Annotated in this window: 15 protein-coding genes; 9 read left to right on the top strand and 6 right to left on the bottom strand. The window is 44.0% G+C overall.

Translation table 11 applies throughout. From position 1 onward, the window contains the following. The 5 genes from IQP38_RS23020 to queD all read left to right on the top strand — a co-directional run. Positions 1 to 1,143, top strand: a 1,143-nt coding sequence (locus IQP38_RS23020) for a hypothetical protein (protein WP_193838071.1), incomplete at its 5' end; no start/stop codon positions are given. Positions 1,144 to 1,234: 91 nt separating this feature from the next. Further along, a complete protein-coding gene (locus IQP38_RS23015; protein WP_193838070.1) occupies positions 1,235 to 11,692 on the top strand; it encodes a PLxRFG domain-containing protein in 10,458 nt (3,485 codons plus the stop codon). A 42-nt stretch (positions 11,693 to 11,734) separates the two neighbouring features. After that, positions 11,735 to 12,286 (top strand): hypothetical protein, encoded by a 552-nt coding sequence (locus tag IQP38_RS23010; RefSeq protein WP_115386134.1) that lies wholly within the window; start codon positions 11,735 to 11,737, stop codon positions 12,284 to 12,286. A gap of 277 nt (positions 12,287 to 12,563) precedes the next feature. Then, the gene (locus IQP38_RS23005; protein ID WP_153993878.1) at positions 12,564 to 12,725 is read left to right on the top strand and encodes a hypothetical protein; all 162 of its coding nucleotides are present in this window, start codon (positions 12,564 to 12,566) and stop codon (positions 12,723 to 12,725) included. A 276-nt stretch (positions 12,726 to 13,001) separates the two neighbouring features. Beyond that, positions 13,002 to 13,436, top strand: coding sequence for a 6-carboxytetrahydropterin synthase QueD (queD, locus tag IQP38_RS23000; protein ID WP_228010172.1), 435 nt, complete (start codon positions 13,002 to 13,004; stop codon positions 13,434 to 13,436). A gap of 89 nt (positions 13,437 to 13,525) precedes the next feature. On the opposite strand, the gene IQP38_RS22995 is transcribed toward queD, so the two are convergent. The 5 genes from IQP38_RS22995 to IQP38_RS22975 form a co-directional block, all read right to left on the bottom strand. Continuing rightward, positions 13,526 to 13,993, bottom strand: a complete 468-nt coding sequence (locus tag IQP38_RS22995) for a GNAT family N-acetyltransferase (RefSeq protein ID WP_017636099.1) — start codon at positions 13,991 to 13,993, stop codon at positions 13,526 to 13,528. 94 nt (positions 13,994 to 14,087) lie between these two features. Then, positions 14,088 to 15,803: an EAL domain-containing protein gene (locus IQP38_RS22990; protein WP_193838069.1), complete on the bottom strand. Its 1,716-nt coding sequence runs from the start codon at positions 15,801 to 15,803 to the stop codon at positions 14,088 to 14,090. Between the two features lie 211 nt (positions 15,804 to 16,014). Next, positions 16,015 to 17,376, bottom strand: coding sequence for an L-serine ammonia-lyase (locus tag IQP38_RS22985; protein WP_005376899.1), 1,362 nt, complete (start codon positions 17,374 to 17,376; stop codon positions 16,015 to 16,017). Between the two features lie 97 nt (positions 17,377 to 17,473). Next, on the bottom strand, positions 17,474 to 18,727 hold the full coding sequence (locus IQP38_RS22980; RefSeq protein WP_005388284.1) for an aromatic amino acid transport family protein: 1,254 nt from the start codon (positions 18,725 to 18,727) through the stop codon (positions 17,474 to 17,476). Between the two features lie 345 nt (positions 18,728 to 19,072). After that, a complete protein-coding gene (locus IQP38_RS22975; RefSeq protein ID WP_005376901.1) occupies positions 19,073 to 19,672 on the bottom strand; it encodes a CoA pyrophosphatase in 600 nt (199 codons plus the stop codon). A gap of 231 nt (positions 19,673 to 19,903) precedes the next feature. Here IQP38_RS22975 and IQP38_RS22970 point away from each other — a divergent pair, with 231 nt between their 5' ends. Both IQP38_RS22970 and IQP38_RS22965 read left to right on the top strand, forming a co-directional pair. Continuing rightward, positions 19,904 to 20,443, top strand: a complete 540-nt coding sequence (locus IQP38_RS22970; protein WP_005388282.1) for a heme NO-binding domain-containing protein — start codon at positions 19,904 to 19,906, stop codon at positions 20,441 to 20,443. A gap of 7 nt (positions 20,444 to 20,450) precedes the next feature. Next, positions 20,451 to 22,151, top strand: coding sequence for an ATP-binding protein (locus tag IQP38_RS22965; RefSeq protein WP_005376903.1), 1,701 nt, complete (start codon positions 20,451 to 20,453; stop codon positions 22,149 to 22,151). 365 nt (positions 22,152 to 22,516) lie between these two features. Here IQP38_RS22965 and pabB read toward each other — a convergent pair whose 3' ends face one another. Further along, positions 22,517 to 23,881: an aminodeoxychorismate synthase component I gene (gene pabB, locus IQP38_RS22960; RefSeq protein ID WP_193838068.1), complete on the bottom strand. Its 1,365-nt coding sequence runs from the start codon at positions 23,879 to 23,881 to the stop codon at positions 22,517 to 22,519. A gap of 270 nt (positions 23,882 to 24,151) precedes the next feature. Between pabB and IQP38_RS22955 the strand changes: the two genes are divergently transcribed. Continuing rightward, positions 24,152 to 25,669, top strand: coding sequence for a fumarate hydratase (locus IQP38_RS22955; protein ID WP_005376905.1), 1,518 nt, complete (start codon positions 24,152 to 24,154; stop codon positions 25,667 to 25,669). Between the two features lie 174 nt (positions 25,670 to 25,843). Continuing rightward, a complete protein-coding gene (locus tag IQP38_RS22950) occupies positions 25,844 to 26,029 on the top strand; it encodes a hypothetical protein (protein WP_005376906.1) in 186 nt (61 codons plus the stop codon). Positions 26,030 to 26,285: the final 256 nt, after the last annotated feature.

Below are 26,285 nucleotides of genomic sequence, written 5' to 3'. Positions count from 1 at the left end.
ATCTACACGGATAAGGATGGTAAGCAACATCAAATAGTTGAGAGAAAAGTTTCGGCAGTTCGAATCACTCAAGGCGGTGGCGCAGTTATTGAGCAAGATCTAACTCTTGATAATGGCAAAACTGTCACAGTTCCGGTTACTCAAAACCGAACAAGCAAGCCAGATGACAATATCTTAGTTGTGCCATTGTCGGAGTTTAGTAACCGAATGAAAACCATGATTGATACTCGTCAGCATTTGAACCGTGAAGAGTTGAACAACTGGCGTCAACTTCAAACAGGTCGATCTCTGAATTTCGATGAAAATGGCAATGTTGTATATGGTGGTCGTTCAGGCCGTTCTAGTCGCTCAGGCTCTAGTGGTTCTTCTTCTTCAATGGCTCAATTGGCGAAGCAACAGCTATCTGAACAAAACGGAATTAATAGCAAGTATGATGAACAGATTGCCAAACTTGACCGCAATATGTTCGATAAGGAACAAGATTATCAGGCCGAAATTGATCGCTTGAATCGAGAAAGGGAGAAGGCACTAGAGCGTCATACGATGATGTATTTGCCACTAACAGGTTATGATCCTCAATACTTAACCAAGGAACAAGCGCAAAGTATGGCAAGAAAACGAGCGCAAGCGTTTGTTGAGTCATATCCTGATTATGAGTTCAAAGCGGGCAGCAAAGCGCAACTTCAGTCTTATCTAATGGAAAACCCAGCCGCGACGCCTGATCAGGTAAATAAGGCTATTCAAGAGATGATTAAAAGTAAAGATATCATCAAGAAAAAGCCATCTAATGAAACGCTGATAAGCGAGTCTCAAGAGTTCACCAATGGCGAGAAGAAGGCCGCCGGACAGACAGAGGGTGAACCGTCAAATCAAGGCGAGTTAGAGGCTTTACGAGAGGAAATCCTAAACTCTGATGGAACTTATCAAGAAAAGCTTGCAGCAATTAAGGCAGCGGACTTGAGTCCTGAAGAACAACAACAGGCAATGGATTGGCTTAACTATAGTGGCTTTTATAGCGCAGCCGATAAGCTAACAAGTAACGCCAGAGATAACTTAAAAACTCAGGCTCAACGAGTAGAAGAGCAGCGTAAAAATGCGCCACCAGCCGCACGCTACATGGCATTAGGTTTGGCTAATCGTTAATTCATCGATCGTAAACAAAAATCCCCAATCGGTGCGGTTGGGGGTTATACTTCCCCTGTCTATTTCCTATGCAGAATAAGAGGGGATACCGATGGATTTCAGAGAGGCGATGCGTCTAGTTGAGGAAAGGGAACGCAATCAAAACACATCAACGTTTGGTGACGTTGTTGATATGGCTCAACAAGGCGCTTTGCAAACTTTGGCTGGTGCTGCGAATTTCGTTGGTGCAGAAAAGGCAGCAAGCTCATTAGAGAATTGGGCTAATGAGCAATACGAAACCTTATCGCCTGAAATGCGCGAAGCCATGGCGAAAGATATCATCAATGATGATATGAGCTTTGGCGAAGGTGCTAAAGATTGGCGTACATGGTTAGGCACAGCATCTAATGTGCTTGGTGGTATGGCTGTAACCATGTTGCCAGCAGGTGCAGCAGGTAAAGCAGCGTCAATGGCAGGTCGAAGCGCTGCGGTGTCCCAAGGTGCCAATGTCGGTACTAACGCACTTCTAAACTTGGCGGCTGGTAACGGTGGTCAAGCCTTAAATGTTCAACGAGAAATCGAGAACATTCCTTATCACGAATTAATGGATTCTCCACAGTTCAAGCGTTATGTGGCCGAAGAAGCGGATAAGAATATCTCTGATGAAGAGGCGCTAAACAACGCTCGTACTCGATTGGCCCAAGAGGTTGGAGATTCGATTAAAACCGACCTTACTCTAGGCATGGTCAACCTGATCGGTGAAACGGTAGGTGATCAGGCAATGGTTAAACTGCTAAAAGGTAGTTTAGGCAAAACAATCAAAGGTGCTATTGGTAAAGGTGTACTTGCTGAAGGTGGCACCGAGGCCGTACAAGGTGGCGTTGAACAATACCGCTCTAACGTTCATACCAACGAAAAGATGGACGTTGAAGGCGACAACTCCGAAGGCGTTGGCGCGGCTGCGCTTGAGTCTGGTTTAGTCGGTGGTTTGATCGGTGGTGGTTTTGGTGCGCCTAGTGGTGTGGCTGGTCGTTACCGTCGTCGTAATTTTGAAAGCAAGATTGAACAAGCGATCAATCCAGAAGTGATTTCGCAATTGCGCTCGGTTGGTAAAACAGATCAAGAGATTGAGGCTCTTCTAAGACCGAAGATTGAGAACCGCGCTCTTTCTATGGGCTTTGATGCTAACGAATCTACGGCTTTAGCACATCAAGCGTTAGGTGCTGCAATGGGTAAAGTGCCACCAGCAGCAGAGCGTCACGCAACGGAAGATCAAGCGGAAGCACAACAAAGTGTTGAGCCACAACAGCCGGAACCAGTACAGCCACAGCAAGCGCAACCACAACAACCAATTTCTGAAGCTGCAAAACAGCAAGAGCAAGCGCCTGTTAATCTGTTCTCTTCAGACAATCATGCCGATCTAATCCGTGACGGCCAGCAAGCTGTCAGCGCAATCAAAACTTGGGAAAAACAAGACCGAGGCAATGATTACGCGAAGCAATTGCGTCAAGACATGAGCCGTTACTTGGCAACTCTTAATACAGATCTATCCATTGAAGAACGTCAAGCGGCGCAGCGTTCAATGAATTCAATTTACAATGAGTTCTTGAGTGCTATTGGACAGAAACAAAAATCACCAGTTGATAATGAAGTTGCTCAAGCAGAAATGTTTGATCCTGAAACTGGAGAAGTAATGGCAGATTCAGAGCTATACCATTCTCAAGATGCTCAACGAGATAAGTTTGAATTGAGCCAATCAATTCAACGTGGTGAGCTTGGTTTTGTCGATGAAATTGCAGCGCAAGACGAAAACTTTAAACAAGGCTTGCAACGCGCCATGGAAATCTCGCCAGCAGCAGTGCTTCAGATTGCAAAAGCGCGTCGTGACGGAAGCATGAGCCAAGAGCAAGCGATCAGCGCTTTGCAGCGTGTCATTAACTCCGACGAGCTAAAACAAGTCGATCAGTTACGCCCAACTGATGAAGAGAGTTTTCTGCGTGATCAGCAAGCTCAAGAGCGCAATGCTCAACAGCAACTAGAGAATCGCGGCATTCGAACCAATGGCTATCAACCAAACGTTGAGGAAACGCCAGAGTTTCAACGCAATCAGGCGCGTGTTCTTCAAGGTATGAGACAACAAGCTCAAACCAACTCGTTTGCTGGTGGACATCAACCAAACGGTGAGCGTGACGTTACTCCGTTAGCAACGGGTATCGAGAATCAACGAGTTTATGACGCACCACAAGTTGAGTTTGATCGATGGTCTGACGTTAATCCTAAAGACGTTAATCGTGATGAGCGATTCACCAAGCTAGCGAATGAATATGACCTAAATCCTGTAGAAACAGAGCAGGAGCGTTATCGTGCGCCTTATATAGTTGCTCAAGAGCCTATTTCCGCATCAATCCAAGAGGTCGAACAGCGCCAACCTAATCGCAATGCTCGTATTCAAAAGAAATTTGATAAGCGCGAGTCTCAAGAGGTTGAGTCATACAGTGAAGAGTTGCCACAGACTGGCGACGAGTATGTTTACCAATCTGGTGAAGCTGCAAAACGTTCAGAGCTTGGCCGTCAACTTGGTAAAGCTCAAGCTGAAATCGCAATCAAAGGCCGTCAGAAAGTTAACCGTGAACAACGCATCAAGAACATCTTGGAAGGCAAGGGTACAAAAGACGATCTGAACTGGTTGGACAAAGAAGTAAACGCTCAAGCTGATAGCAAAAAAGCCAAGAAACCTACCCTTAAAATAGGTCAAGGTATTGATGGAGTGGACGTTAAGCGCAGCGGTAATACCACAACGTTGACGCCTAAAGTCGAAAAGTGGAACGCAACTATTGGCGAGAGATCGGTTTACGTCACTCAAGATAAAGAGCTTAAACAGGTACAAATCCGACTAGCGGAACAAGAGGAACCGGTTACTACTTTTGACTATGGCAAAGGTAGCGATATGCGCTTGATGGATGCTATTGGAAAAGCTAATCAAGCAGCGGATAAATATGTAAGCCTTATTGTAAAAAGCAATGAATCTTACCTTCAGAGCGAAGCAGAAAAAGCCCAAAGCAAAGGTGTTGTTGACCAATCACTTTTAGTCGAAGAACGCGAAAAGACAGCGAAAGCCGTTGATATTTGGCCTAGTGTTGAGCAACGCCTTGATCGCGGTCAAATGCCTACGCCTGAACAAATGAATGTTTTGCAAGATGCTGCGGAATATATCAATTCAGCAGGCAAGATTTACTTTACTGGCAAGCTAGGTGATTTGCTCCGCTTTGGTGACGTTCTGAAAACTCGCTTATCAAAATATGACGCACTACTTAGTGATGAAGAGCTGGAAGGTTTGGATCGCGAGATTTCCGACGCTAAGAAGGCATACCAAGCAAGTGACAGTGACCTTTCTCGCCAACGCGCTACCGCTCGTTTAGGTCGTCTAAACAAAATCAAAGACGGCAAAGGCACTACTGAAGATCTTAAATGGTTACGTTCAGAGCTTGAGTCTGAGCGTCGAGGCATTACCACTCCAGAGAAAGCTAAAGACGTAAATCAGACAATTGCAAAAGAACGCTTTGCTAAAGCAAAAACAGGTAAGGCAGATAACCCACGTTATCAAGCGTACTTAGATACTTTGGAAGCGGAAGAGCTTGAAGCTATCAATAGCAATGCTGGCTATATGTCTTGGATCACTCATCGTATTGCGGAGTTCCGAGACGAAAACGGAATTAAAAAGGGTGCCGATCTAACTTCTTCACAGCATAAAGAGTTTGATAAGTATCTGCGTGATTATGCTGATCGCCACTTATCTGAACGAGTGAAGTCAGAGCGCGACTCTACGGCGAAAAAAGCTGAGAACAAACCTACACAATTAAAAGCGATTCCGGCCACAATCAGCCGTAAAGCTAAGGGCAAACTCTCTAAAATCTCGACAGCTCAAAAGAAAGTTGAAGCAGCTCAAGAGAACTTAGATGAAGTTGAAATGCAACATTCTACGGATCGTAGTGGTGTTGATATGGCTCATCCACGAGTTAAAGCAGCACAAAGCCGACTAAGAACAGCAGAAAAAGCCGAACAAGATGCTTACAACGAGCTTGGTGAAGTCTGGAAAGAGTACCGAGCGAAAGGCGGTAACGAAGCGGTTTGGGATAAGTTTATCAACGAAAACCAAGGCCACCTAGACGCCAACTCTTGGGAAGATTTGAACCTAGATTTTGGTGAAGATGCGGATTCCGATGTGGAAATTCCAGAGATTCCGGCCAAGGTTCCTCCATTTAAAGATTTGTCTAATCCAACCGTTGAAGAGCTGGATGCGCTAATCAACTACAAACAAGCTGAGATCGCTCACTACAAAGCTCGTATTGCTAATGGTGAGAACGGCGAAGCCATGCGCCTACTAATCAATAGACTAGAAGGTGATATTGCCAAATTAGAAGAGCGCAAAACCAATACAAAAGCAGATAAGCAAGAGCCTTCGCTCATTGATACTCTTCAAGCTGTATCAGATAAGTACGCAGAAAACCCAACTTATCGCGTCAAGAGCTACGAGTTAGAACCAGCTTGGAAAGCAGTATCTAAAGCAATGGAAGAAGCTGGCGCGGATACGCACGACTTGTATTCATTCAGCAATTGGATCACTAGCCAATATCAATCAGATCGCCAAAAAGCAATCGACTTGGCAAAAAGCTATCTGAGTGACGACAAGCCAGAGCCAACGCCACCAAAAGGAAGCAAACTAAAATCTAGCAAGGCCACCAGCAACGAAACTGATGCGTCTAAAGCTAAAAAAGGCCGTTCTCGCCCAAGTGGAGCGCGTGAATATCTAAAAGCTATCAACGCGCTTCAAAGTGGCGAGTACACCAAGGAAGAGGCAATTGAGCTGATCGATAACTACATTGATGATGTTCCGGCTTTAGAGGAAGAATTTAGCCAATTCACGAAGCCAGCTATCGGCAATTTCTTTGCTCAAATGGGCCAATGGATTGATACAAGCTTGCGTAAAGACGATCTAGTTAAGCGAGCGGTTAAAGATATCGGCAACCAGTTTGCTGCTATTCAGTCTGATGGTGGAATGTTTGTAGTTAAATCACCTTCAGCTATGCGCAACATTCTTTCTGAAATGAGTGATGCTGACTACAACAAGCTTGCTGAGAAACGAAAACAACAAGCAATCGAGCGTGAGCAGGAAGCCGAGCGCAAGAAAAAGGCTCTTGATAATCCTCAAACACTTGATGATTTCCAAGCCTACGCACGAGCTAACGGCGGCACTATTGATGCTTTCAATGACCAGCAGCTAGCCGAGTTTGACCGTCTATACACTGAAAATCAGTTAAGCAAACTAGCAGAGCAAGAAAAGCGCGAACTAGAGCGAAAAGCTGAAGTTAAGGCCGTTGAAACTGACGGGACTATCGAGTTGAGCAAGGTCGATGTTCTCAACGAAGCTAAAGGTGAACAACGCTATGGCGCTGCGTTTAGCGAAGTTGATAGCGATACTTTCAACGATATGAGAGCCAAGGCGAAACAGCTAGGCGGTTGGTACGCACGAGCTTACAAACCTAAAAACTTGCCAGCTCGTTTTGACTTTAAATCTGAACAAGCGCGTGATGATTTCCTATCTGTAATGGGCGGCTTGAACGTTGATCAAAGCGAACGAGTTAAACAACGCGATCAAGAGAAAACGAAGTCGAAAAAAGAGAAGCAAGTTGAAGCTCTACGCGAAAAAGCGGCATCACTACAGGCGAAAGCTGATGAGTCAAACAACGCACAGCGTTTGACTAATACTTCTCGTCGCGCAGCCATGGCAGCAAGCGCAGCGGCACGAGCAGATAAGCAAGAGGCGCAAGCGAATATCTTGCGTAAGATTGCCGATGGCGTTGAATCTGGCGAGTTCCTACTGCTAGGCAACTTGACTGATATCAGCCAGCTTGAAGAACTAACAAGCGTTATGAACCGTGTTAAATGGGATATGCCTGAAGATGTTCGAGAAAAACTAGCGTATCGAGATCAGCAAGGCAACTGGCATTTAAAACCAGAAACTAAGTTTAATCAGGTTGCTCGTTACGTTCGTTTTCCAGCGCCGAAGAGTACGCCAGCGTCACTTGAATACATTGCGCGAGAAATCGAAAACCTAGACGGTTACAAGATGACGGCTAAATCTATTCGAGCAAACATTAAAGGCTTGAAGGAGCACGAGAGCGTTAACTTGAATGGTGCGCGTTGGGATAAAGTTATTCCTAAATTGCGCCAGCTAGCGCGTAGCAAATCAAACACTGTTTACCGTGTCGAGCACATCAACGAGTTATTCAAGTCGCAAGATCGCTTAATTCGCATGGGTATTAAAGGCGATATCACGTTGCGCCAAGCCTTGCGTGAATATGAGCAAGCGAACAACGGAAAAATGTCAACGCAGAAAGAAAAAACACGCTTACAAAAACTCACAGAGAAGATTGAGGAAACTGTACGTGGTAACCGTAATGCGTTTAATGACTTCTTCCCAACTCCTGAAGCAGAAGTGAAAAAGCTCATTGATTTAGCCGATATTAAACCAGGTATGAAAGTGCTAGAGCCAAGTGCTGGTATGGGTCACATTGCCGATCAAATTGCAGCTCTAAATGGCGTAGATCTTGATGTTGGTGAGCTTGCTTTCACTCTAAGCGAATTACTTGAAGAGAAGGGGCACAACGTTGTTGCTGGTGATTTCTTGGAATATAACGCTGGTGAAATCTATGACCGCATTGTTATGAATCCTCCATTTAGTAACGATGCAGATATTCACCACATCAACCATGCGCTAACGATGCTAAAAGATGGCGGTAAGTTGGTTGCTATCACTAGCTCAATGGCTGGTAATCGTGGCAACACAACAAATAAAAACTTCCGTCGTTACCTAGATGAAGTTGGTGCAGAAGAGATCAACCTAGACGCTGGCGCATTCAAGAACAGCTTGAACCCTACGAACGTAGCAACAAAGATTATTGTCATTGAAAAACCAGCGAACGATCAGTACGACGATATTCGTTTCAGCAAGGCCAGCGAAGTCAACAAAAAGCCTTCCACCAGCCTATCGCCTGAAAAGGTTACTCAAGCCGCTCAAGATTGGATTAACCAATACGACGGTTTGAAAGGTGCGAATGTAATGGTTGTGCCAACTATGGCCGATCTGCATGAACTGGTTGAAACTGAATCCAATGCGATTGTTAAAGGCGCATGGTTGTCCGGTGATAACCGTGTTGTGCTGGTGGCAGAAAACTTGGAAAACGTTGCTGACGTTCGCCGCACTTTGCGCCATGAGTTTATTGCTCACAATGGCCTATACGCAAACCTAGACGTTGCTCAACAAGCGCAGTTAACCAAGAAGGTCAACAGCCTACGAAACGTTAACTCTTTGAAAGGCATCTTTGCCGAGGTTGATAAATCATATCGAACCGCACCGGAAGACGTAAAAGCGGAAGAGGTGATCGCTAAGATTGCAGAAACAGAGTCTAGCGTTTCTCAACGAATCTTAGACAAAGTGTTGTCTTGGGTGCTTGGTGCATTGCGTCGTTCTGGCATTTTGAGTGCAGAGAAAATCACGCTTTCAGAAGTGCGCAACATGATCAACAACGTGGATAGCGACCTTCGAAAACCTAACGGAATGACCACGCTTTCTAACGTTGTGCGCTTTAGCCAAACAATCTCAAGCATGGATGAGGATTTGGCGCAGCAAGGCGATCCAATTGTGAGCATTGCTGATGCGTTGGCAGCGAAGAATGAGAGTTTCTACAAGCAAATGCTTGGCAAGATCAACGTTCCATTTATTAGCAAGCAGTTTGATGCGCTTAAAAATGGTGGTTGGGCGTTGTTAAACCTACGCCAAATGGCTGAAGTAGGTAGAAAACGAGTAAGCCGTGAGGTTGGCAACATTCTTGAGTCGTATGTAAACAACAAAGATTTGTTTACTACACGCAAAACAGACTTGATTGAGAAAGTTCACAAACAAGCTGATGCCTTGAATAAGTTCCGTAAGGATAAGCCACAAGACGCCGAAGCTACCTTTAGTTTGTTGCACGATGCGACGTTGGCCGATGTTGACCCGTCAAAAGAGTATGTTGACCAAACTGATGAGAAGAAAGTGCTACTCAAAACACTAGCGAAGCTTTACCAAGAGTACGGCGGTTCGCAAACTAAGCGCGGTTCTGAAATTTGGCAAGAACGCCAAGCGCTAGAGCGTGAGATTAAGAACGAGCCGAAACTAAGACTTAAACACAAGGCATTACGCGAGAAGTTCCTACAGCTTTCGCCAGATGCTCAAAAAGTCTTTACCGATGTGCGCGATCACTACATTAGCCAACGCGAGGAAATGGATAAGGCGCTAGAAGAGCGCATTACTGATCTTGCCATGGCTGGTAACAAACGAGCAGGTGAGAACACTTACCATCGTTACATGATGGAAAAATCACGCCTTGGTTTCTATGTTCCGTTGGCGCGTTTTGGTAACTACTGGATCGATGCCGTTGACCCAAGCGGTGAGCGTGTATTCCAAATGTATGAGACTGAAAACGCCATGATGAAAGACGTTAAAAAGCTTCAGGCGGCTGGCTACAAGGTTCAGGATGATAAGAATGCGAACTTAGAAGTTGGACAAGTGCGCTTTGGTCTAAAAATCCAAGAGAGTCGCGGCCTAAATGGTGCTAGCGCGTCATTCGTGAGCGATATTATTAAGGCGATCTCAGGTGCGCAAACTAACGACAAGGTGAAAGATCAGTTAACTGATGAAATCTACCAAATGTATTTGCAAACCATGCCTGATCGTTCAATTCGTAAATCATTCATTCACCGTAAAGGTGTGGCTGGTTATTCAGAAGATGCGGCTCGTGTGCTAGCAGATCAGGGTGTTCGCCAAGCGAACCAACAAGCGCGACTAGAAACAGAGAAGCGTTTCACCGATCTAATGGAAGAGTTGAAGATTGCTACGGATAAGAGCAATAACGTTTCGGCGTCACGCTTATATAACGAAATGGTTAAGCGTCACGAATGGATGATGAACCCACAACGCGCACAATGGGCGCAAGCGCTAACTGGTTTTGGGTTCTTCTGGCAAATCGGTATTTCACCAGCGTCAGCGATGATCAACTTATCCCAAAACTGGCAGATTGCTTTGCCTTACATTGGCTCACGTTTTGGTTTTAAGGAAACAGCGGCGGAAATGGCAAGTCTATCGGGCCTATTTGCTAAGACGTTCGTTGCTAAAAAATCAAAAGCTGGCTTGCGTGGTGATATGGACATGACCAACGGCATTTTGGGCGACGTACTTAACCAAGAAGAGAGAGATGCGTTACGCCACGCGATCAAAATTGGTGCTATCGACGTAACTCAAATGGCCGACTTAACAGGTATGGCAGAGCAAGAGTCGTCAAACTATACGGGTAAATGGGCGAAAGCACAGCAACTAATCGGTGCGCCTTTCCATTGGGCCGAAGTAATGAACCGTGAGGTTTGTTTTATCACTGCTTACCGTATGGCGAAGAAGAACGGACTAAGCAAACAAGAGTCACTTGATTACGCAACTAAAGCGACTTGGGATAGTCACTTTGATTATTCGAGCCGTAACCGCGCTCGATTCATGCAAGGTGACGTTGCGGCGGTAGCATTGCAGTTCAAGCAGTACAGCCAAAACATGACTTACTACTTGTTTAGCCGTTTCTTTGATTCAATTAAGGGCGAAACGCCAGAGGTGAGAAAGGAAGCGCGTAAGCAGTTGCTTGGCACATTTGCCGTTACGTTTGCCATCGGCGGTCTAAACGCTCTACCAGTCGCTACAATCGCGGCAATTGCTAATATGGCCTATGCAGTGGCAGGTGATGACAATGAGCCTTGGGATGCAGAGACAGAGCTAAAATCGCTACTTGCTAAGACGTTCGGTGAAGATATTGCGAAAGGCTTGTACTACGGTTCAATGCCTAGCGTTTCAAGCCGAATCAACATTGATTTGCTTCGCCTTTGGGTACAAGAATCAGACGCACAAGATAGCGTTGGTGTTGCTGAAAACATTCTTCAACAGGCGGCAGGTGCATCATTTGGTATTGCTGTATCTTGGGCGCGTGGTTTGGACTACATGACAGAAGGCCAGTATTTGCGCGGCGTAGAATACATGACTCCAAAATGGATTAGGGACGTGTTTAGAACTGCGCGATACGCTTCAGAAGGTGGCACTGTCACAAACCGAAATGGTGAAATTATCATTGATGATGTGACATTGTTTGAACATGCTCAACAAGCGCTTGGTTTTACTCCGGCTCGACTTGTTCAGCAGTACGACTCAAACAGCGCATTGAAAGGCTACGAACGTCAAGTTACTCGCCGTCGTCAAAGCTTAATGAATGCTTACTGGCTGGCGGTACGCACTAAGGACAATGATGGACGTAAAAGCGTGCTTAACAATATCCGTGAGTTCAACCGCTCGGAATGGGGCCGACAAAACCCGATCACCAACGAAGTTTTAAGCCGTTCGGTGAAGCAACATTTCAAAATGGCGAGTAAATCACAGAATGGTGCGCACTATAATCAAAAATATATGAAGTTGCTGCAAGAGCAACAGAGTTGGTAGCATTAATGGAGTGCTTAGAAAAGAAGTATGGAGAGATCTAAAATGATCGCTAGTAAAAGCATTTTAACAGCAATGATTTTGGGTTTAGCTGGTGGCGCGTCGTGCGCCACCGCAGCGCAACTACCACGTTGCCCGACGGTAACGGAACAACGAAACCCGTATGATTATCATTATGCACGTTTGATGGAGAGCAAACTGTACTCGCGTGACTTTAAAATCAATGTTGCGCAAGGTGTTGATAATGGTTTGTCGGATGAAGAAGCGCTTGAATATGGCAGAGCCAAAGTTGCTGAAATGCATGGCTTTGGTAAGTCGGAACTTGACTTTAATAGTGCAATGCGTGAGGTGGAGCTAAAAGAGCAAATCGAAAAGTATAAGGTTTGCAAGTTCTATGAGGTTGAGTTGGGTGTTCATGGTGATTTGGTTACTAACCTTGATCGCGACAAAATTGAGCGTCAGATAGAAGAGGCTCAAGCCAAAATTGCAGCCCAAACTGATGACTGTATCTACGAGAAAATCAAGGGTGATTCCACCAGCGCAGCAATAGCCGAAATTCGAAGAATATGCCGTTCCAGAGCGCTAATAAACATCTAAATGCCATAAAAAGCCGCTAAATTGCGGCTTTTTGCTTTCTATCAAATAGTAATAACAAAGTCACACTTTATGGTTATAAATTACTGGATATGCGATCAGGTGTCTGGTAGTTTATGCGCGTTTCCAATTTGTTGTTTTTATACGAAATGATGTACATATTGCGTTAAGTAATAGCATTCATATTGGGAGTCAATTCTATTGTTTTCATTATTTAGCACTTGCTAATTCTTTGGTAAATTATTTGACAGTAAACCACTCGGCTTAGGAGGACAATAAAATGAAATATACATCAAATGACCTTAGAGTGGTCGCTACGCTTATGGAATGTGAGGCTTTGGACGAAGCTGCGAAGGAATTTATACAGCGTACAGTGATGAAAGCGGCCAGTTTGCTAGAGGCAGTCAAGTTTACTAACAACAACCAAAAAGAAGATTCTTAACAAGTATGCTTTTTGTGGCAATTCAGCCGCTATCAATGATGAATGTGAATCTAGTTTACTACGATTGAGGGAACGTGACAGCGTTCCCTTTTTTGTTGCGTGTAGCTGGTGGCCGGATATTGTGTATATAAGTTTTACTCACTTGCGCATTGCCTCTCAGCCAACGATAATGACCACATTATCGTTTCGTGTTTGCCCGATCCTTTTCTTAAATCACGCCGATTTGTGTGTATATCGGGGAGCACGAAAAAATACAGTGTGTATATAGGAGTGTATATGAGTTCATATACACACTATTTGAGAGCTGTAAAAGTCTATATAAAACAGAGGTTTAACAAGTTGTCATCCCATTTGTCAGAAATATACAAAGAGTTTATGTTCGAAGCAGCACACCATTTGCCACACGTACCAGAAGGTCACAAGTGTGGTCGTTTGCACGGACACTCTTTCCTTGTTCGTCTTTATGTAGAAGGTGAAGTTGATCCACATACAGGTTGGGTAGTGGATTTTGCAGAGATCAAAGCTGCGTTTAAACCAATTTACAATCGCTTAGACCATTACTACCTAAACGACATTGAAGGGTTAGAGAACCCGACTAGCGAAGTGTTAGCAAAATGGATTTGGCAGCAGCTTAAGCCAAGCTTACCACTGCTAAGTAAAGTAGAAATCAAAGAAACGTGCACAGCGGGTTGTATTTACAAAGGCGAATAAGTCACTTTCTATTGAGCATTAAACAAAGGCAAGCGAGAAGCTTGCCTTTGTTGTATCTGAATGGCCCAATTTTGATTATGCTTCACCAGTTAGCTTAATGGGTGTCGTAGAATCCATTCTTTTTCATTATCACCCAATGTTGTTTCCTCTGTATTAATGAATCCGCACGCATCAAAAAAACTGATAGCGTATTGCTGACTTTGTGGAACAGTGGCGCAAAGAGAGGTGCTTTTAGGGTTAATGGTATACGCATAAAGGAACAGTTTACGCAATGCCTCACTCCCAACCCCTTGACGTTGGAAACGTTGATCAATCATCAAGTACTTAAGCTCCAGTTCGTATCGTTTAGCAAACGGCGCATGTTGGGAGAAACCTTTATCGATAACAAGATAGCCTACTAATAGATCATCAGAATAAATCGTAAAGAACGCCTCTGACTTACTACGTTTTTGATAAGCCATTTCAAACGGTGTAAAAAATCCTTTTTGCTCTTCTTGCACATCCAATTGCATCAAACTTGAAAAATCTTTCAGTTTGGTGGGTTTAATCGCAATCATCGCTCAATCACAAATTGGCGGCATACCTTTATGCCACCACGAGTTTTTATAGAGTATTAGATCTATTTTAAGTAACTAACCGAGTGAAGAAAAGCTAGCAATGAAGAGGGTAATAATAACCTTGGTGAATATAGGCGCCCAATGTTGTGAGTAAGTGAGCACTGTCTGCCGTTTCTACGCCTTCAACAATGACCGTGCAGCGATACGTATTGCCCATAGCAATTAACTGACGCAAGGTTTCTATCTTTTTATCATCAGATTTTAGGCCAATAACAAATTCTCGGTCGATTTTGAGGTAGTCCGGATTCAGCTTGCTGATAAGCGCCACATTATTATTGCCGGTGCCAAAGTCATCAATACTGATTTTACAATCCAGAGCTTTTAGTTTCGCGACATTGTCATAAATCTCAGAGGTATAGTACATCGATGCATTTTCTGTGATTTCGATTGTCAGCAAACGGCAATCCCGATTAGATAGCTCTCTATATAGGATTGAAAAGTTACGCCCTCGCAGCAAAGAAGGACAAACGTTAATGCTGATAGGGATGGGCAACGCTTTTTGTTTGGTGTAGATGGAATCAATCACCAGTAAGGTATGAGTTAGCAGCAATCCATTGCGGATCAGTGTTTCAATAAACCGTTGCGTATTTTTTACCTTAAACCGGGAGAGGGCTTCGTAGTGCACAATCTTTTGTGCCGAAGTGTTATAAATCGGCTCCAGTTTTATTTTGAACTGTCGAATTGCGCACAAGTAAGCCATAAAGGCTTGTAGGGAGCGGTGACGCAGTATAATGAGAAAAAGTAAGCTCAGTAGAATGATACTTTGAAACGGCCCAGAGATGTAATACACCTCTTTATAGCCACTATTCTTTACGTGATAATTGAAAAAGCGTTCATTGGTGTTACCAATCTCTAACGACGTTCCGGTATTCGTTGATAGCTTCATACCGGAAAGAAAAAAACGTGAAATATGATTTTCAACATTGTCGGATAAGTTAATGTTTTTAACACGAACCAAAACAGTTGCGTTATTTAAGTCAAATGATTGTGTCGTGTAATTGTTATTGTTACTCCACTCTTCAAAGGCTTTTTTGCTGACAGGGACAACGGTTTCTGGAGTGACTAAGCATCGAATATTGAAACGATCTAGCATCATGCTCGATTCCACCAACTTCACATTATCAAATAGCGACTTCAGTTCGCCTTCATTAGCAAAGCAACTCCTGCGGGAAAGGCTCTCTGCAATTTCGAAGGCGTTATCCAGATAATTATGTTTAACGATGCTGTTTATCGCGTAGTAACAGATAGCAAAGAAAATGATCGCAGTGATCAACACAACCCACATTGCTTCTGAATAGATCTTTTTATTACGCAGGCAAATACGAAGCGCTTTGCGAAGACTATTGGTTGTGTATTGATTGATCTTCTGTTGATGTTCGATGCCATTCTGATGGTTGTTTTGCATAGTAAAAGGGATGAAGTATCCGGTCCGGTGAATGTTTTCGATAATGTTTTTGTTAGTGGTTAAATGTTCTTCCGTGAGCTTGCGAAATTTCTTTCTTAGAGCGGCCACCGCGTTTTTAAAGCCATTTTCAGGCAGTGTCATTTTGTATTGTTGAGTGATTTTGCTTTCTATTAACCGCTGACTAATCGGCGTATTTAAACTGCCGTATGTGGCGATAGTTGACAGAATGGCGTACTCATTTGGGTTGACAGGAATGGAGTGGTGGAGTGACTGATTGAGCTCTAGAGATATTTCGTTTTCGGACAAGCAAACGCAGATTTGGTTTCCAATTTCAAACCTAATCATGTGTTGATGTGCTCCAAGTTTAATTTTTGGCTACGTTATCAATAAAGCTAGGGAAGAGATGTGATTTTTTACTGAGATATCCATAATATTTGGATATATTCAACGTTTTAGGTTTTTTTTACTTGTCCTGATAACGCATTTTCCTGGGTTTTTTAGGTATAAAAAAACCCGAGCACAGACTCGGGTTTTGATTGGTATTCAGAAAGGCGTGTTAGCAAATCACTTTGATTGCTAGACCACCTTGAGATGTTTCGCGGTATTTCGCGTTCATGTCTTTACCTGTTTCTAGCATGGTTTCGATAACCTTATCTAGAGAAACAGTTGGAGCTGAAGAGCGACGTAGTGCCATGCGAGTAGAGTTGATTGCTTTTACTGCCGCAATACCGTTACGCTCAATACATGGAACCTGAACCTGACCTGCAACTGGGTCACACGTTAGACCTAAGTTGTGCTCCATCGCGATTTCTGCTGCCATACATACTTGCTCTGGGCTACCACCCATAAGCTCAGCAAGGCCTGCTGCTGCCATAGAACATGCCACGCCAACTTCACCCTGACAGCCAACCTCTGCACCAGAGATAGACGCGTTACGCTTGTAAAGACCTCCGATTGCGCCAGAAGCTGCAAAGTAACGGATGTAATCTTTTTCAGTCACAGTTTGGATGAACTTATCGTAGTAAGCCAGTACCGCAGGAATGATGCCACACGCACCGTTAGTTGGTGCTGTAACAACGCGGCCACCTGCTGCGTTCTCTTCGTTTACTGCGAAAGCGAACATGTTTACCCAATCAACAACAGACATTGGATCATTTGTTGTCTTTTCTGAAGTAAGTAGCTGCTGGCGAAGTGCTGCTGCACGGCGAGGCACACGCAGTGGACCAGGCAAAATACCTTCTTCATTCATACCGCGATCCATACACTCGCGCATTGTGCGCCAGATGTTCGCGAAATAAGTACGAGTTTCTTCATCTGAATGAAGCGCATGCTCATTCTTCATGGTTAGTGCGCTGATGGACAATCCACTTTCGTGGCATTGGTTAACCAGTTCCTCTGCCGTTGTAAACGGGTAAGGTACTTTTACTGGGTTTTCAGCTTCTTTACCGAAATTTTCTTCATCAACGATGAAACCACCGCCGATAGAGTAGTAAGTTTTTGAGTACGCTTTTTCGTCATCAATCCAAGCGTGGATCTGCATGCCGTTTTCGTGTAGCTCTAGGTTTGTTTTGTGGAAGTTCATTCCACCTTCACGTGGGAACGATACTGTGTGACAGTGCATGCCAACGGGAAGGCGTTCAGTTTCTTCTACACGAGCGATAAAGCCCGGGATAGAATCGATATCAACTTTCTCAGGAGTGTTGCCTGCAAGACCCATGATGATAGCAATATCTGTGTGGTGACCTTTCCCTGTCAGTGATAGTGATCCATAAACGTCAACGGTGATTTTAGTGATGTCGCGCAGTTTTCCCATTGCACGAAGATCATCAATAAACTCTTTACCCGCTTTCATTGGGCCTACAGTGTGTGAGCTTGAAGGTCCAACACCGATTTTATAGATATCAAAAACACTAATCATATCGATTACCTCAGAAGAAAGCCTCCCAAGGGGAGTTGGGAGGCTTAATTTTATCGTTATATTTTTGGATTAATCATACTGCACTGGGCAGAGATGATTAAAGAGCGCCGTAGATTACAGAACTAATTGCAGCAAGACCACAGATTGCTGTGAAAATTTGCACAGGTGCTGAAGTTTTGTACTTAGCCATCGCAGGAACTTTTTGCATTGCGAAGATTGGCATCAAGAATAGGATTGCCGCAATCATCGGTGCACCCATTGTTTCAATCATACCTAGGATGCTTGGGTTAACGATAGCAACGATCCAAGTTGTGATTACAATGAAGATTAGAGACATCTTCTCGATCTTACTTACTGGTGATTTTGAACGAGATTTCACTAGACCAACTAGACCTTCGTGCGCACCCAAGAAGTGGCCAAAGTAGCTAGAGGTGATCGCTGCGAAAGCAACCAATGGACCCATGTAAGAGATCAGTGGAGATTCATGCACGTTTGCTAGGTAAGAGAGAACAGAGATGTTTTGCTCTTGCGCCGTTGCTAGTTGCTCTGGAGACAGAGAAAGTACAACAGAGAAAACGAAGAACATAACAAAGCCCATCAGCATCATTGCTGCGCCACCGGTGATAGCGTCAGTTTTCTTAACTGCGTCATCACCGTATACACGACGTTGCTCTTTAGAGAACTGAGAAATGATTGGGCTGTGATTGAAAGAGAACACAATAACAGGGATTGCTAGCCAAACGATAGCTGGCATTGCACCCCAGTCAGGCGACACTTCCATCATTGAAGTGTTCCAACCAGGAATCAGGTATACAGACAGTGCTAGTAGGATGAACACGAGAGGGTAAACCATTGCTGAAGTTGCTTTCAGCATAAGCTCTTTACCGAATACTACGCCTGCTGTCATTGCAGCAATAAGTGCACCAGAAAGTAGCCAGCGAGGAATAGATTCCATGCCCATTTGGTTAACTAGGAAAGAGTCAACTGTGTTTGTGATACCAACACCGTAGATAAGTACGATTGGGTAGATAGCGAAGAAGTAAGCGAACGTAATAAGGTTTGCGCCAGTCTTACCAAAGTGCTCTTCTACTGTGTCGGTGATGTCCGCTTCAGGGTTTTTCGCAGAAAGAACGAAACGAGCTAAAGATTTGTGTGCGAACCAAGTCATTGGTGCTGCGATTAGGGCTAGGATTACTAATGGCCAAAAGCCACCTGCACCTGCTTTAATAGGAAGGAACAGTACACCTGCACCTACTGCCGTACCAAAAAGGGACAGACACCAGGTAAAGTCTTTGTAAGAAAACTTACTAGACGATTGTGCGGTAGAAACCGCAGAAGTAGTTGTATTCATTTTTTAGTTACTCATTTTGGGAACAGGAAATAAGTCGGGAGTAATTTTGCAAGATTTTACACTAGGAAAATTAGATCTAAATCATTTATTGCTTACGCTTATTGAATGATATGTCAAAAACCTGCTTTTTATCACGAAAATGATGTGCTACTCGTGATTTCTGCTAATGAGTAAAATTAGAAAAACTTATCAATAGGGCTGTTTGTATAAATTTATTTCACCGCAAGCGTTTGCGGTGAAAATGGAAAATTAATCTAATGTGAATGAATGTTTATGAAGCAACGTTTTATTAATATTGATGCGCATAATGATCGCGCCTATAAAAGCACCGATATCAACAACTGTTTAATGTGAAATAATATGTTTTTGCATTGATTCGATAATTTGTGCCGTCATGCCCCAGATGAAATGCTGTCTATATGGGATAGCAAATACACGATGACTGCTTCTTTTTAGGTCAAATTTGGTGCTATACAATTTTTTGGGGTTCAGAATATGGTTGGCAGGAACCTCAAAAACTGACTCTACTTCATTTGGGTCAATATGCGTTTTATATTCCGGAGAAACAAAAGCCAAAAAAGGTGTCACATTAAATTGACTAATCGTTGGTAGTGTAGGCAGTTGACCAAACACATGAATATGCTCATCTTCTATCCCAACTTCTTCTTTGGTTTCCCTTAAAGCTGTATTCACGAGCTGAATATCTTCCTGCTCATATTTGCCACCGGGAAAGCTGATTTGTCCCGGATGATGGCGTAAGTGGGCTGCACGCTTAGTCAGAATGACTTGTAACCCGTCATCGCGTTCCACAAAACCGATTAAGACTGCCGCATCTCTCAGGGACTTTTCTTTCATCCATTTCAGTCGTGCAAGGGACTCTTTGTGGTAGCCCGTTGGAAGCCGAAATTGAAAGTTCTGTAGTAAATGAGTTTTGTCGATAACCAAACTGAGTCCTTATTTATCGTGCCTAACCATTATTTATTATACTCAAAGACGGCAAAGCGTATGGCGTTATCGTTACTGGTTACCAAATAAAACATTCGCATTAAAGCACTCGCCAGCACTTTCCCTCTTTGTGTTGTGTGTCTCACTCTGCTTGAACATATTAATTTGAAACTTATAAGGTTATACACCATTCTTTATTTTAGGACGTCACTATAGGACAAGTATTGGCCAATGAAAGGGATTATTTTCACCGAGTTCATGGAGTTAGTAGAAGAGAAATTCGGTCTTGATGTGTTAGACCAAGTTCTCGATCTTTCTAACGATGAAGGTGTTTACACCGCTGTTGGTAGTTACGATCACAAAGACTTGGTTAAGTTGATCGTGAATCTCAGTAAAGTATCTGGTGTTCCCCCCGAGCAACTGCAAGAAGTGTTTGGAGAGTGCGTCTTTTTGAATTTACTTCGCTCCATTCCTAGTCACGCCAGTTTGCAACAGTGTGAAACGACGTTTCAATTTGTTCGCCATGTTGAAGACTTTATTCATGTCGAAGTTAAGAAGCTCTATCCTGATGCTAACCCTCCGCAATTTGATTTCATTAGTGAAAACCAATCCCAATTGGTATTTGACTACCACAGCGCAAGATGTATGTCTCACGTATGCTTAGGATTGATAAAAGGTTGTGCTGCACATTTTGGTGAGGTAGTTCATATCAAACATCAAAACCAGTCAGAAGATGGCAGCAAAGTACGTTTTTGGTTAGAGGCTCAATAAGAACGATATGACGGGAAGTTCCTCATTAGAAAGGAAACTCAAACGAGAAGTTGCATCAAGAAAAGCAGCTGAGCAGCTGTTGGAACAGAAAAGCTTAGAGTTATATGAATCCAACCAGCAACTCAGTGTTGCATTGAAAAAGCTGGAGCTGAAATCTAAAAAGGATCTGCGTAAGTTTGAGTTTGAAGAGCAAATTGATGCCACGTTGATTAAGTTCGGTCGTACTTTTTTATCGAGCACGTTCGATGAAGCAATGATAGCGAGCTTTATTGAGCAGCTCACTTCTAACTCGATCATTTCTGCGGCTTACTTGTTTCTTGACGCTACAAAGCTGAGCTCATTACGTCGTCATCACTTTGGTCACTTACAGCTTCGTCATAACAACGAGATTTTCACCACTCCTAATTGGCAGGGAGAGAATTTGCATTTGCCAGTTATCATTGATGGGGAAACGGTTGGGGAGTTGATTTTCTCTGTGTTGCAAGATCAAATCGATCAGTCTTTTATTTCCAAACAGATGGAGCTCGTGTCTGACTTAGTTCATGGTGTTATTGGTCGACACTTAAGTTTAGAGCGAGAGGTCGAGCTGAGAAAGCGGGCTGAGGAATCAGAAAAAGCGACGAAGGAGTTTGTCGCCATGATTAACCATGAGCTGCGAACTCCTCTCAATGGCGTATTGGGTAGTGCGGAGTTATTGAGTCGAACCCAATTAGAAGAAGAGCAGCGTCAATACTTGAGCAATTTGACTCAATCAGGGGACTTATTGAGAGTTATCATTAATGATCTTCTTGATTTCAGTAAGATGAATGCCGGTATGATGGAAATCATACATAAAGTTTTTGCCTGGGAGGAGCTTGAAAAAGCCATCATGGGTGTATTTGCCGCTAAGGCTGCGGAAAAACGTATCCATTTCTCTATCGACAAAAAGCTGGGGATCCCGGAATTTTTAGTCGGTGACTTAGAGCGCATTACACAAATTTTGGTTAACTTGGTGGGAAACGCGATTAAGTTTACTCACTTGGGTGGTGTCGTGTTACGTGTGGAATGGCTTAACGGCACGGCTTATTTTGAGGTTGAAGACACTGGTATTGGCATCCCAATAAAAGCACAGCCGTCACTATTTGATCCATTTGTCCAAGTTGATCGCTCGGCGAAACGCAGCTTTGAAGGTTCAGGTTTAGGTCTCGCGATTTGTAAAAATCTCGTGGATTTGATGCAAGGTCAAATTAGCTTTGAGAGTGAAGAGCGCAAAGGGACAACTTTTAAAGTTGCTATTCCTCTTGAGGAAGGGCAAGCACAAGGCACAGCAGAGGGGGAATTGGTCACCATAGAGCGAAGCGATTTAGCAGGACGCTCAATATTAGTGGTTGATGACATCAGAATGAATCAAGTCATTGTTACTCAAATGCTGAAAAAACTCGACATTACACCTGATTTAAAAGCCAACGGCAAAGAAGCATTAGAAGCGGTGAAAAGTAAAGACTACGAACTGATATTCATGGACTGCCGAATGCCTGAAATGGATGGTTATGAGGCGACGATGTATCTGAGAGAGCGTGGCTTTACTCATCCTATTATTGCATTAACCGCTGGCACTACCATCGAAGAGCGTCAAAAGTGTATTGATTCAGGCATGGACGACATCCTCACTAAGCCGTACACCGCAACCGATATTGAACAGATTATGTGTAAGTGGCTTGAGCAGTAGACGCTTCCTTTTAAAAAAGAATTTTTGTTGGCCAACGGCTAAAAGCTAAAGTACATGCAAATAAAATACACAGAAAAACGCACCACACTGGATAATGCCGATCATTTAACGATGTTTTTTGGGTCATTCTAGCGAGCCTTGGCGAGACTAAGAATCTAGTAGCAGCACGATGAGCGGGTAATGAAACAAATTTGACCACAAAGTGCTTGAATAGAAGAACCTGTATCACGCTCCTTCGTCGCTGTGCAGGGTGATGAGATACAGAAATATGCCACTCGCTGTTAAACGAGCGGCATTATCCGTTCTAGAGGCGTTTTAGATTGTTTTCGTCACTAGCATTAAGCGACGTTGTCCGCGGTTGAAATCTACGATTGCAGCGCTGGCAAAATCTTTGAAAGCTTATCCAACGTTTCTTGATACTCAGAGGCGCAATCGCTATCTGCCACGACGCCGCCGCCAGCCCAAGCGTAAAGTTTGTTTTTTTTCGCTACAAGAGTTCGGATAGTAATGCTGGTGTCCATACGACCATGGCGTGAAATGTAGCCAATACTGCCGCAATACGCGCTGCGTCGATGCGGCTCAAGTTCTTCAATGATCTGCATTGCGCGAACTTTAGGTGCTCCCGTAATTGAACCGCCTGGAAAACACGCTCGCAGCAAATCCGCAGGAGCGTATTGTTCATCCAAATTTGCACGAATGGTGCTCACCAAATGATGCACAGCAGGGAAGCTTTCAATATCGAACAGCTTTGGAACGTGAACGCTACCCGGTGATGCAACTCGACCAATATCATTACGCAGCAAATCGACAATCATCAGGTTTTCTGCCTGATCTTTTTCCGCTGTCAGCAAGTCATGGGCATTAGCGTTATCTTGCTTTGGATCTTCGCTGCGTGGTCGAGTACCTTTGATTGGTTTCGTTTCAATGACGCGATCTTTGAGCTCTAAAAAGCGCTCTGGAGAGATACTCAAAATCGAAGACTCAGGCATACGGATAAACGCTGAGAATGGCGCTTGGTTGGCGGACTCCAATTTCAGATACGCTTGCCACTCGCTGCCTTGATACGGTGCGTTAAAGCGCTGCGCCAAATTGATCTGATAACAGTCACCGCTCAACAAGTATTCTTGCACCTTGTCAAAGCGAGTGGCGTAGCTCTCTTTCGTCATGTTTGACTGCCAATCACCAGACAAAGCGAAGTCAACGGTTTGTTCTGCTTTTTGCTCGTTTAACCATTGCCAAGCTTGCTCGATGTTCTGACCGACTAAGCATGCTTTTTTTAGGTGGTGGTCAACAACAACGGCCCATTCATACAGACCTACCGCCATATCCGGCGTGTTGAGGTCCTTTTCTGCCACTTCTGGCATCGTTTCTACGCGGCGACCTAAATCGTAACTGAAGTAACCGAGCGCACCGCCGACAAAAGGCAGATCCAATTCTTTATTTAACTCTACGTGAGGAAGCCACTGTTCTTGCAACTGATGAAGCAGCGCAAATGGGTCATCTTGAGTTGAATAGGCATTCGATGGCGTTTCAACTTGTGTGTTGTCGGCAGTGGTTTCTAACGTTGCAATTGGGTTGGAGACCAACACATCGAAGCGGCTATCGATATGCGTTTCTGATGCAGAACGCAGCAACATCGCCCAAGGCTGGTGTTGAATGCGAGAAAAAAGGTGAAGAGCAAACTCTGGTGCGTATTCCAACGCTTTAAAATCAATGAATTGATTGTCCATGTTGTTCATTTGTGTAAATTGTGACAAAGAGATCGTTCACTGCATGGCATGTCATGGGCAGCAAGAGTATCATATTCCTCTGTATAGCCAAACTCCCTCTATTCATAGGGTTTTGAGATGGTTTACAAGTAGGCAACTTCAGCATTTCGTGTGTCGATATCAGCCGTTCGACAATTGTTTATAAAAAACGAAGCTCAAAAGAGCAATAAGCTCAACAAACACGATTGAAGCTAAGCCAATAATGGAAGCATAACTATAACGAGGCATGTAATGACGGTAATACGCAAGCAGGATGTGATCAGCAGTGTCGCTGATGCGCTACAGTATATTTCTTACTACCACCCGCTAGACTTTGTTCAAGCTCTTGAAAAAGCCTATCACCGCGAAGAGAGCCAAGCCGCTAAAGACGCGATTGCTCAGATCTTAATTAACTCCCGAATGTCCGCAGAAGGTCACCGTCCAATTTGTCAGGATACTGGTATTGTGACGTGTTTCGTCAACATCGGTATGGGCGTGCAATGGGATTCGACCGACATGACGGTTCAGCAGATGGTAGATGAAGGTGTTCGACAAGCGTACACGAACCCTGATAACCCGTTGCGTGCGTCAGTACTTATGGACCCTGCTGGTAAACGTATTAATACCAAAGACAACACGCCTGCCGTCGTACATATCAACATGGTTCCGGGCGATAAAGTTGAAATTCAGATCGCTGCGAAGGGCGGCGGTAGCGAAAACAAAACTAAGATGGTGATGCTAAACCCATCTGACGATATTGCTGAGTGGGTAGAAAAAACGCTACCAACAATGGGGGCGGGCTGGTGTCCTCCTGGCATGCTTGGCATTGGTATCGGCGGTACGGCTGAAAAAGCAGCGGTATTGGCAAAAGAATCTCTAATGGAACACATCGATATTCAAGAGCTTATTGACCGTGGCCCACAAAACGCAGAAGAAGAGCTTCGTTTGGATATCTTCAATCGCGTGAACAAACTTGGTATCGGTGCGCAAGGTCTTGGCGGTTTGACGACTGTTGTCGACGTTAAAATCAAAACTGCGCCAACGCACGCGGCTTCTAAGCCTGTTTGTTTGATCCCGAACTGTGCGGCGACTCGTCACGTACACTTCACGCTTGATGGTAGCGGCCCAGCAGAGCTAACACCACCTAAACTAGAAGATTGGCCAGATATCACTTGGGAAGCGGGCGAAAATACGCGTCGCGTAAACTTAGACACAATTACTAAAGAAGAAGTACAAGAGTGGAAGACAGGCGAAACGGTTCTTCTATCAGGTAAAATTCTGACTGGTCGTGATGCTGCGCATAAACGTATTCAAGGCATGCTAGATAACGGCGAAGGTCTACCTGAAGGCGTAGATCTAAACGGTAAGTTCATTTACTACGTAGGCCCTGTCGATGCAGTTGGTGATGAAGTCGTTGGTCCTGCTGGCCCAACAACATCTACGCGTATGGATAAATTCACCGACATGATGCTAGAAAAGACCGGCATCATGGGCATGATCGGTAAAGCTGAGCGTGGCCCTGCAACGGTTGAATCTATCAAGAATCACAAAGCGGTTTACCTAATGGCTGTCGGTGGCGCTGCGTACTTGGTGGCGAAAGCGATCAAGAAAGCTCGCGTTGTCGCATTTGAAGATTTAGGTATGGAAGCGATTTACGAATTTGAAGTTGAAGATATGCCAGTAACAGTGGCCGTCGACTCAAATGGTGTTAACGCGCACCAAATTGGTCCAGACACTTGGAAAGTGAAAATTCAAGAGATGGAAGCATAAGGCAAAGGGCAATCTTGCTGCGTCTCAGTAGAGAGAATGTGACAAGGTGCTGATTTACCTAGCAAACAATTGACAAAAGTGCAGCGAAACCTGCACTTTTTGTCTATATAATTAAGGATATAAACCTTTAGGCATAGCAATCAAACGTTATGCGAACAATAATTAGGAGACGGCATGCCTCGTTTTATTCAGATTCTACAAATTATTCTTGCTGTAGTGATAGGTGGCTTTGTTGGCTATGACTTGATTCTTCACGGTATCAGCATCTTTGATGAAAAGTACGTAACCATCACATGTGTGTTGTGGTTGATTTTGGAAATCGCTCTATTTGTTATCTATAAGTTGATCGAAGACGACTAGGCTTAAAGAAAGCGGGTTCCTGTTTAACATAGTAATCAGCGCATATAGAGTTACTAATGCTGTAGATTAAGTAAGCCTCTGAACCACTCAGGGGCTTTTCTTTTTTTAATACAGCATCAAGCCGGATGTTTTGTTCATCTTTTATTAAGGTATATAAAGTTAAACTCATAGAATTCGGGATAGAACAGTATTCATAGATCGAAATTCGAAGTCGCTGACAACGTTGTTTTAAAGTGGAGTAAGATAAAGAAGCGTA

Source organism: Vibrio sp. OPT41, assembly GCF_015163595.1.
GTDB classification, from domain to species: Bacteria; Pseudomonadota; Gammaproteobacteria; order Enterobacterales; family Vibrionaceae; genus Vibrio; species Vibrio alginolyticus.
The sequence above is the reverse complement of the archived record's forward strand: the minus strand, read 5'-3'. Positions and strand labels throughout refer to the sequence as shown.

Excerpts from the sequence above, each read along its gene's own strand:
- IQP38_RS23015 (WP_193838070.1), top strand. The coding sequence starts at position 1,235 with ATGGATTTCAGAGAGGCGATGCGTCTAGTTGAGGAAAGGGAACGCAAT.
- IQP38_RS23010 (WP_115386134.1), top strand. The coding sequence starts at position 11,735 with ATGATCGCTAGTAAAAGCATTTTAACAGCAATGATTTTGGGTTTAGCT.
- IQP38_RS23005 (WP_153993878.1), top strand. The coding sequence starts at position 12,564 with ATGAAATATACATCAAATGACCTTAGAGTGGTCGCTACGCTTATGGAA.
- queD (WP_228010172.1), top strand. The coding sequence starts at position 13,002 with ATGAGTTCATATACACACTATTTGAGAGCTGTAAAAGTCTATATAAAA.
- IQP38_RS22995 (WP_017636099.1), bottom strand. The coding sequence starts at position 13,993 with ATGATTGCGATTAAACCCACCAAACTGAAAGATTTTTCAAGTTTGATG.
- IQP38_RS22990 (WP_193838069.1), bottom strand. The coding sequence starts at position 15,803 with ATGATTAGGTTTGAAATTGGAAACCAAATCTGCGTTTGCTTGTCCGAA.
- IQP38_RS22985 (WP_005376899.1), bottom strand. The coding sequence starts at position 17,376 with ATGATTAGTGTTTTTGATATCTATAAAATCGGTGTTGGACCTTCAAGC.
- IQP38_RS22980 (WP_005388284.1), bottom strand. The coding sequence starts at position 18,727 with ATGAATACAACTACTTCTGCGGTTTCTACCGCACAATCGTCTAGTAAG.
- IQP38_RS22970 (WP_005388282.1), top strand. The coding sequence starts at position 19,904 with ATGAAAGGGATTATTTTCACCGAGTTCATGGAGTTAGTAGAAGAGAAA.
- IQP38_RS22965 (WP_005376903.1), top strand. The coding sequence starts at position 20,451 with ATGACGGGAAGTTCCTCATTAGAAAGGAAACTCAAACGAGAAGTTGCA.
- pabB (WP_193838068.1), bottom strand. The coding sequence starts at position 23,881 with ATGGACAATCAATTCATTGATTTTAAAGCGTTGGAATACGCACCAGAG.
- IQP38_RS22955 (WP_005376905.1), top strand. The coding sequence starts at position 24,152 with ATGACGGTAATACGCAAGCAGGATGTGATCAGCAGTGTCGCTGATGCG.
- IQP38_RS22950 (WP_005376906.1), top strand. The coding sequence starts at position 25,844 with ATGCCTCGTTTTATTCAGATTCTACAAATTATTCTTGCTGTAGTGATA.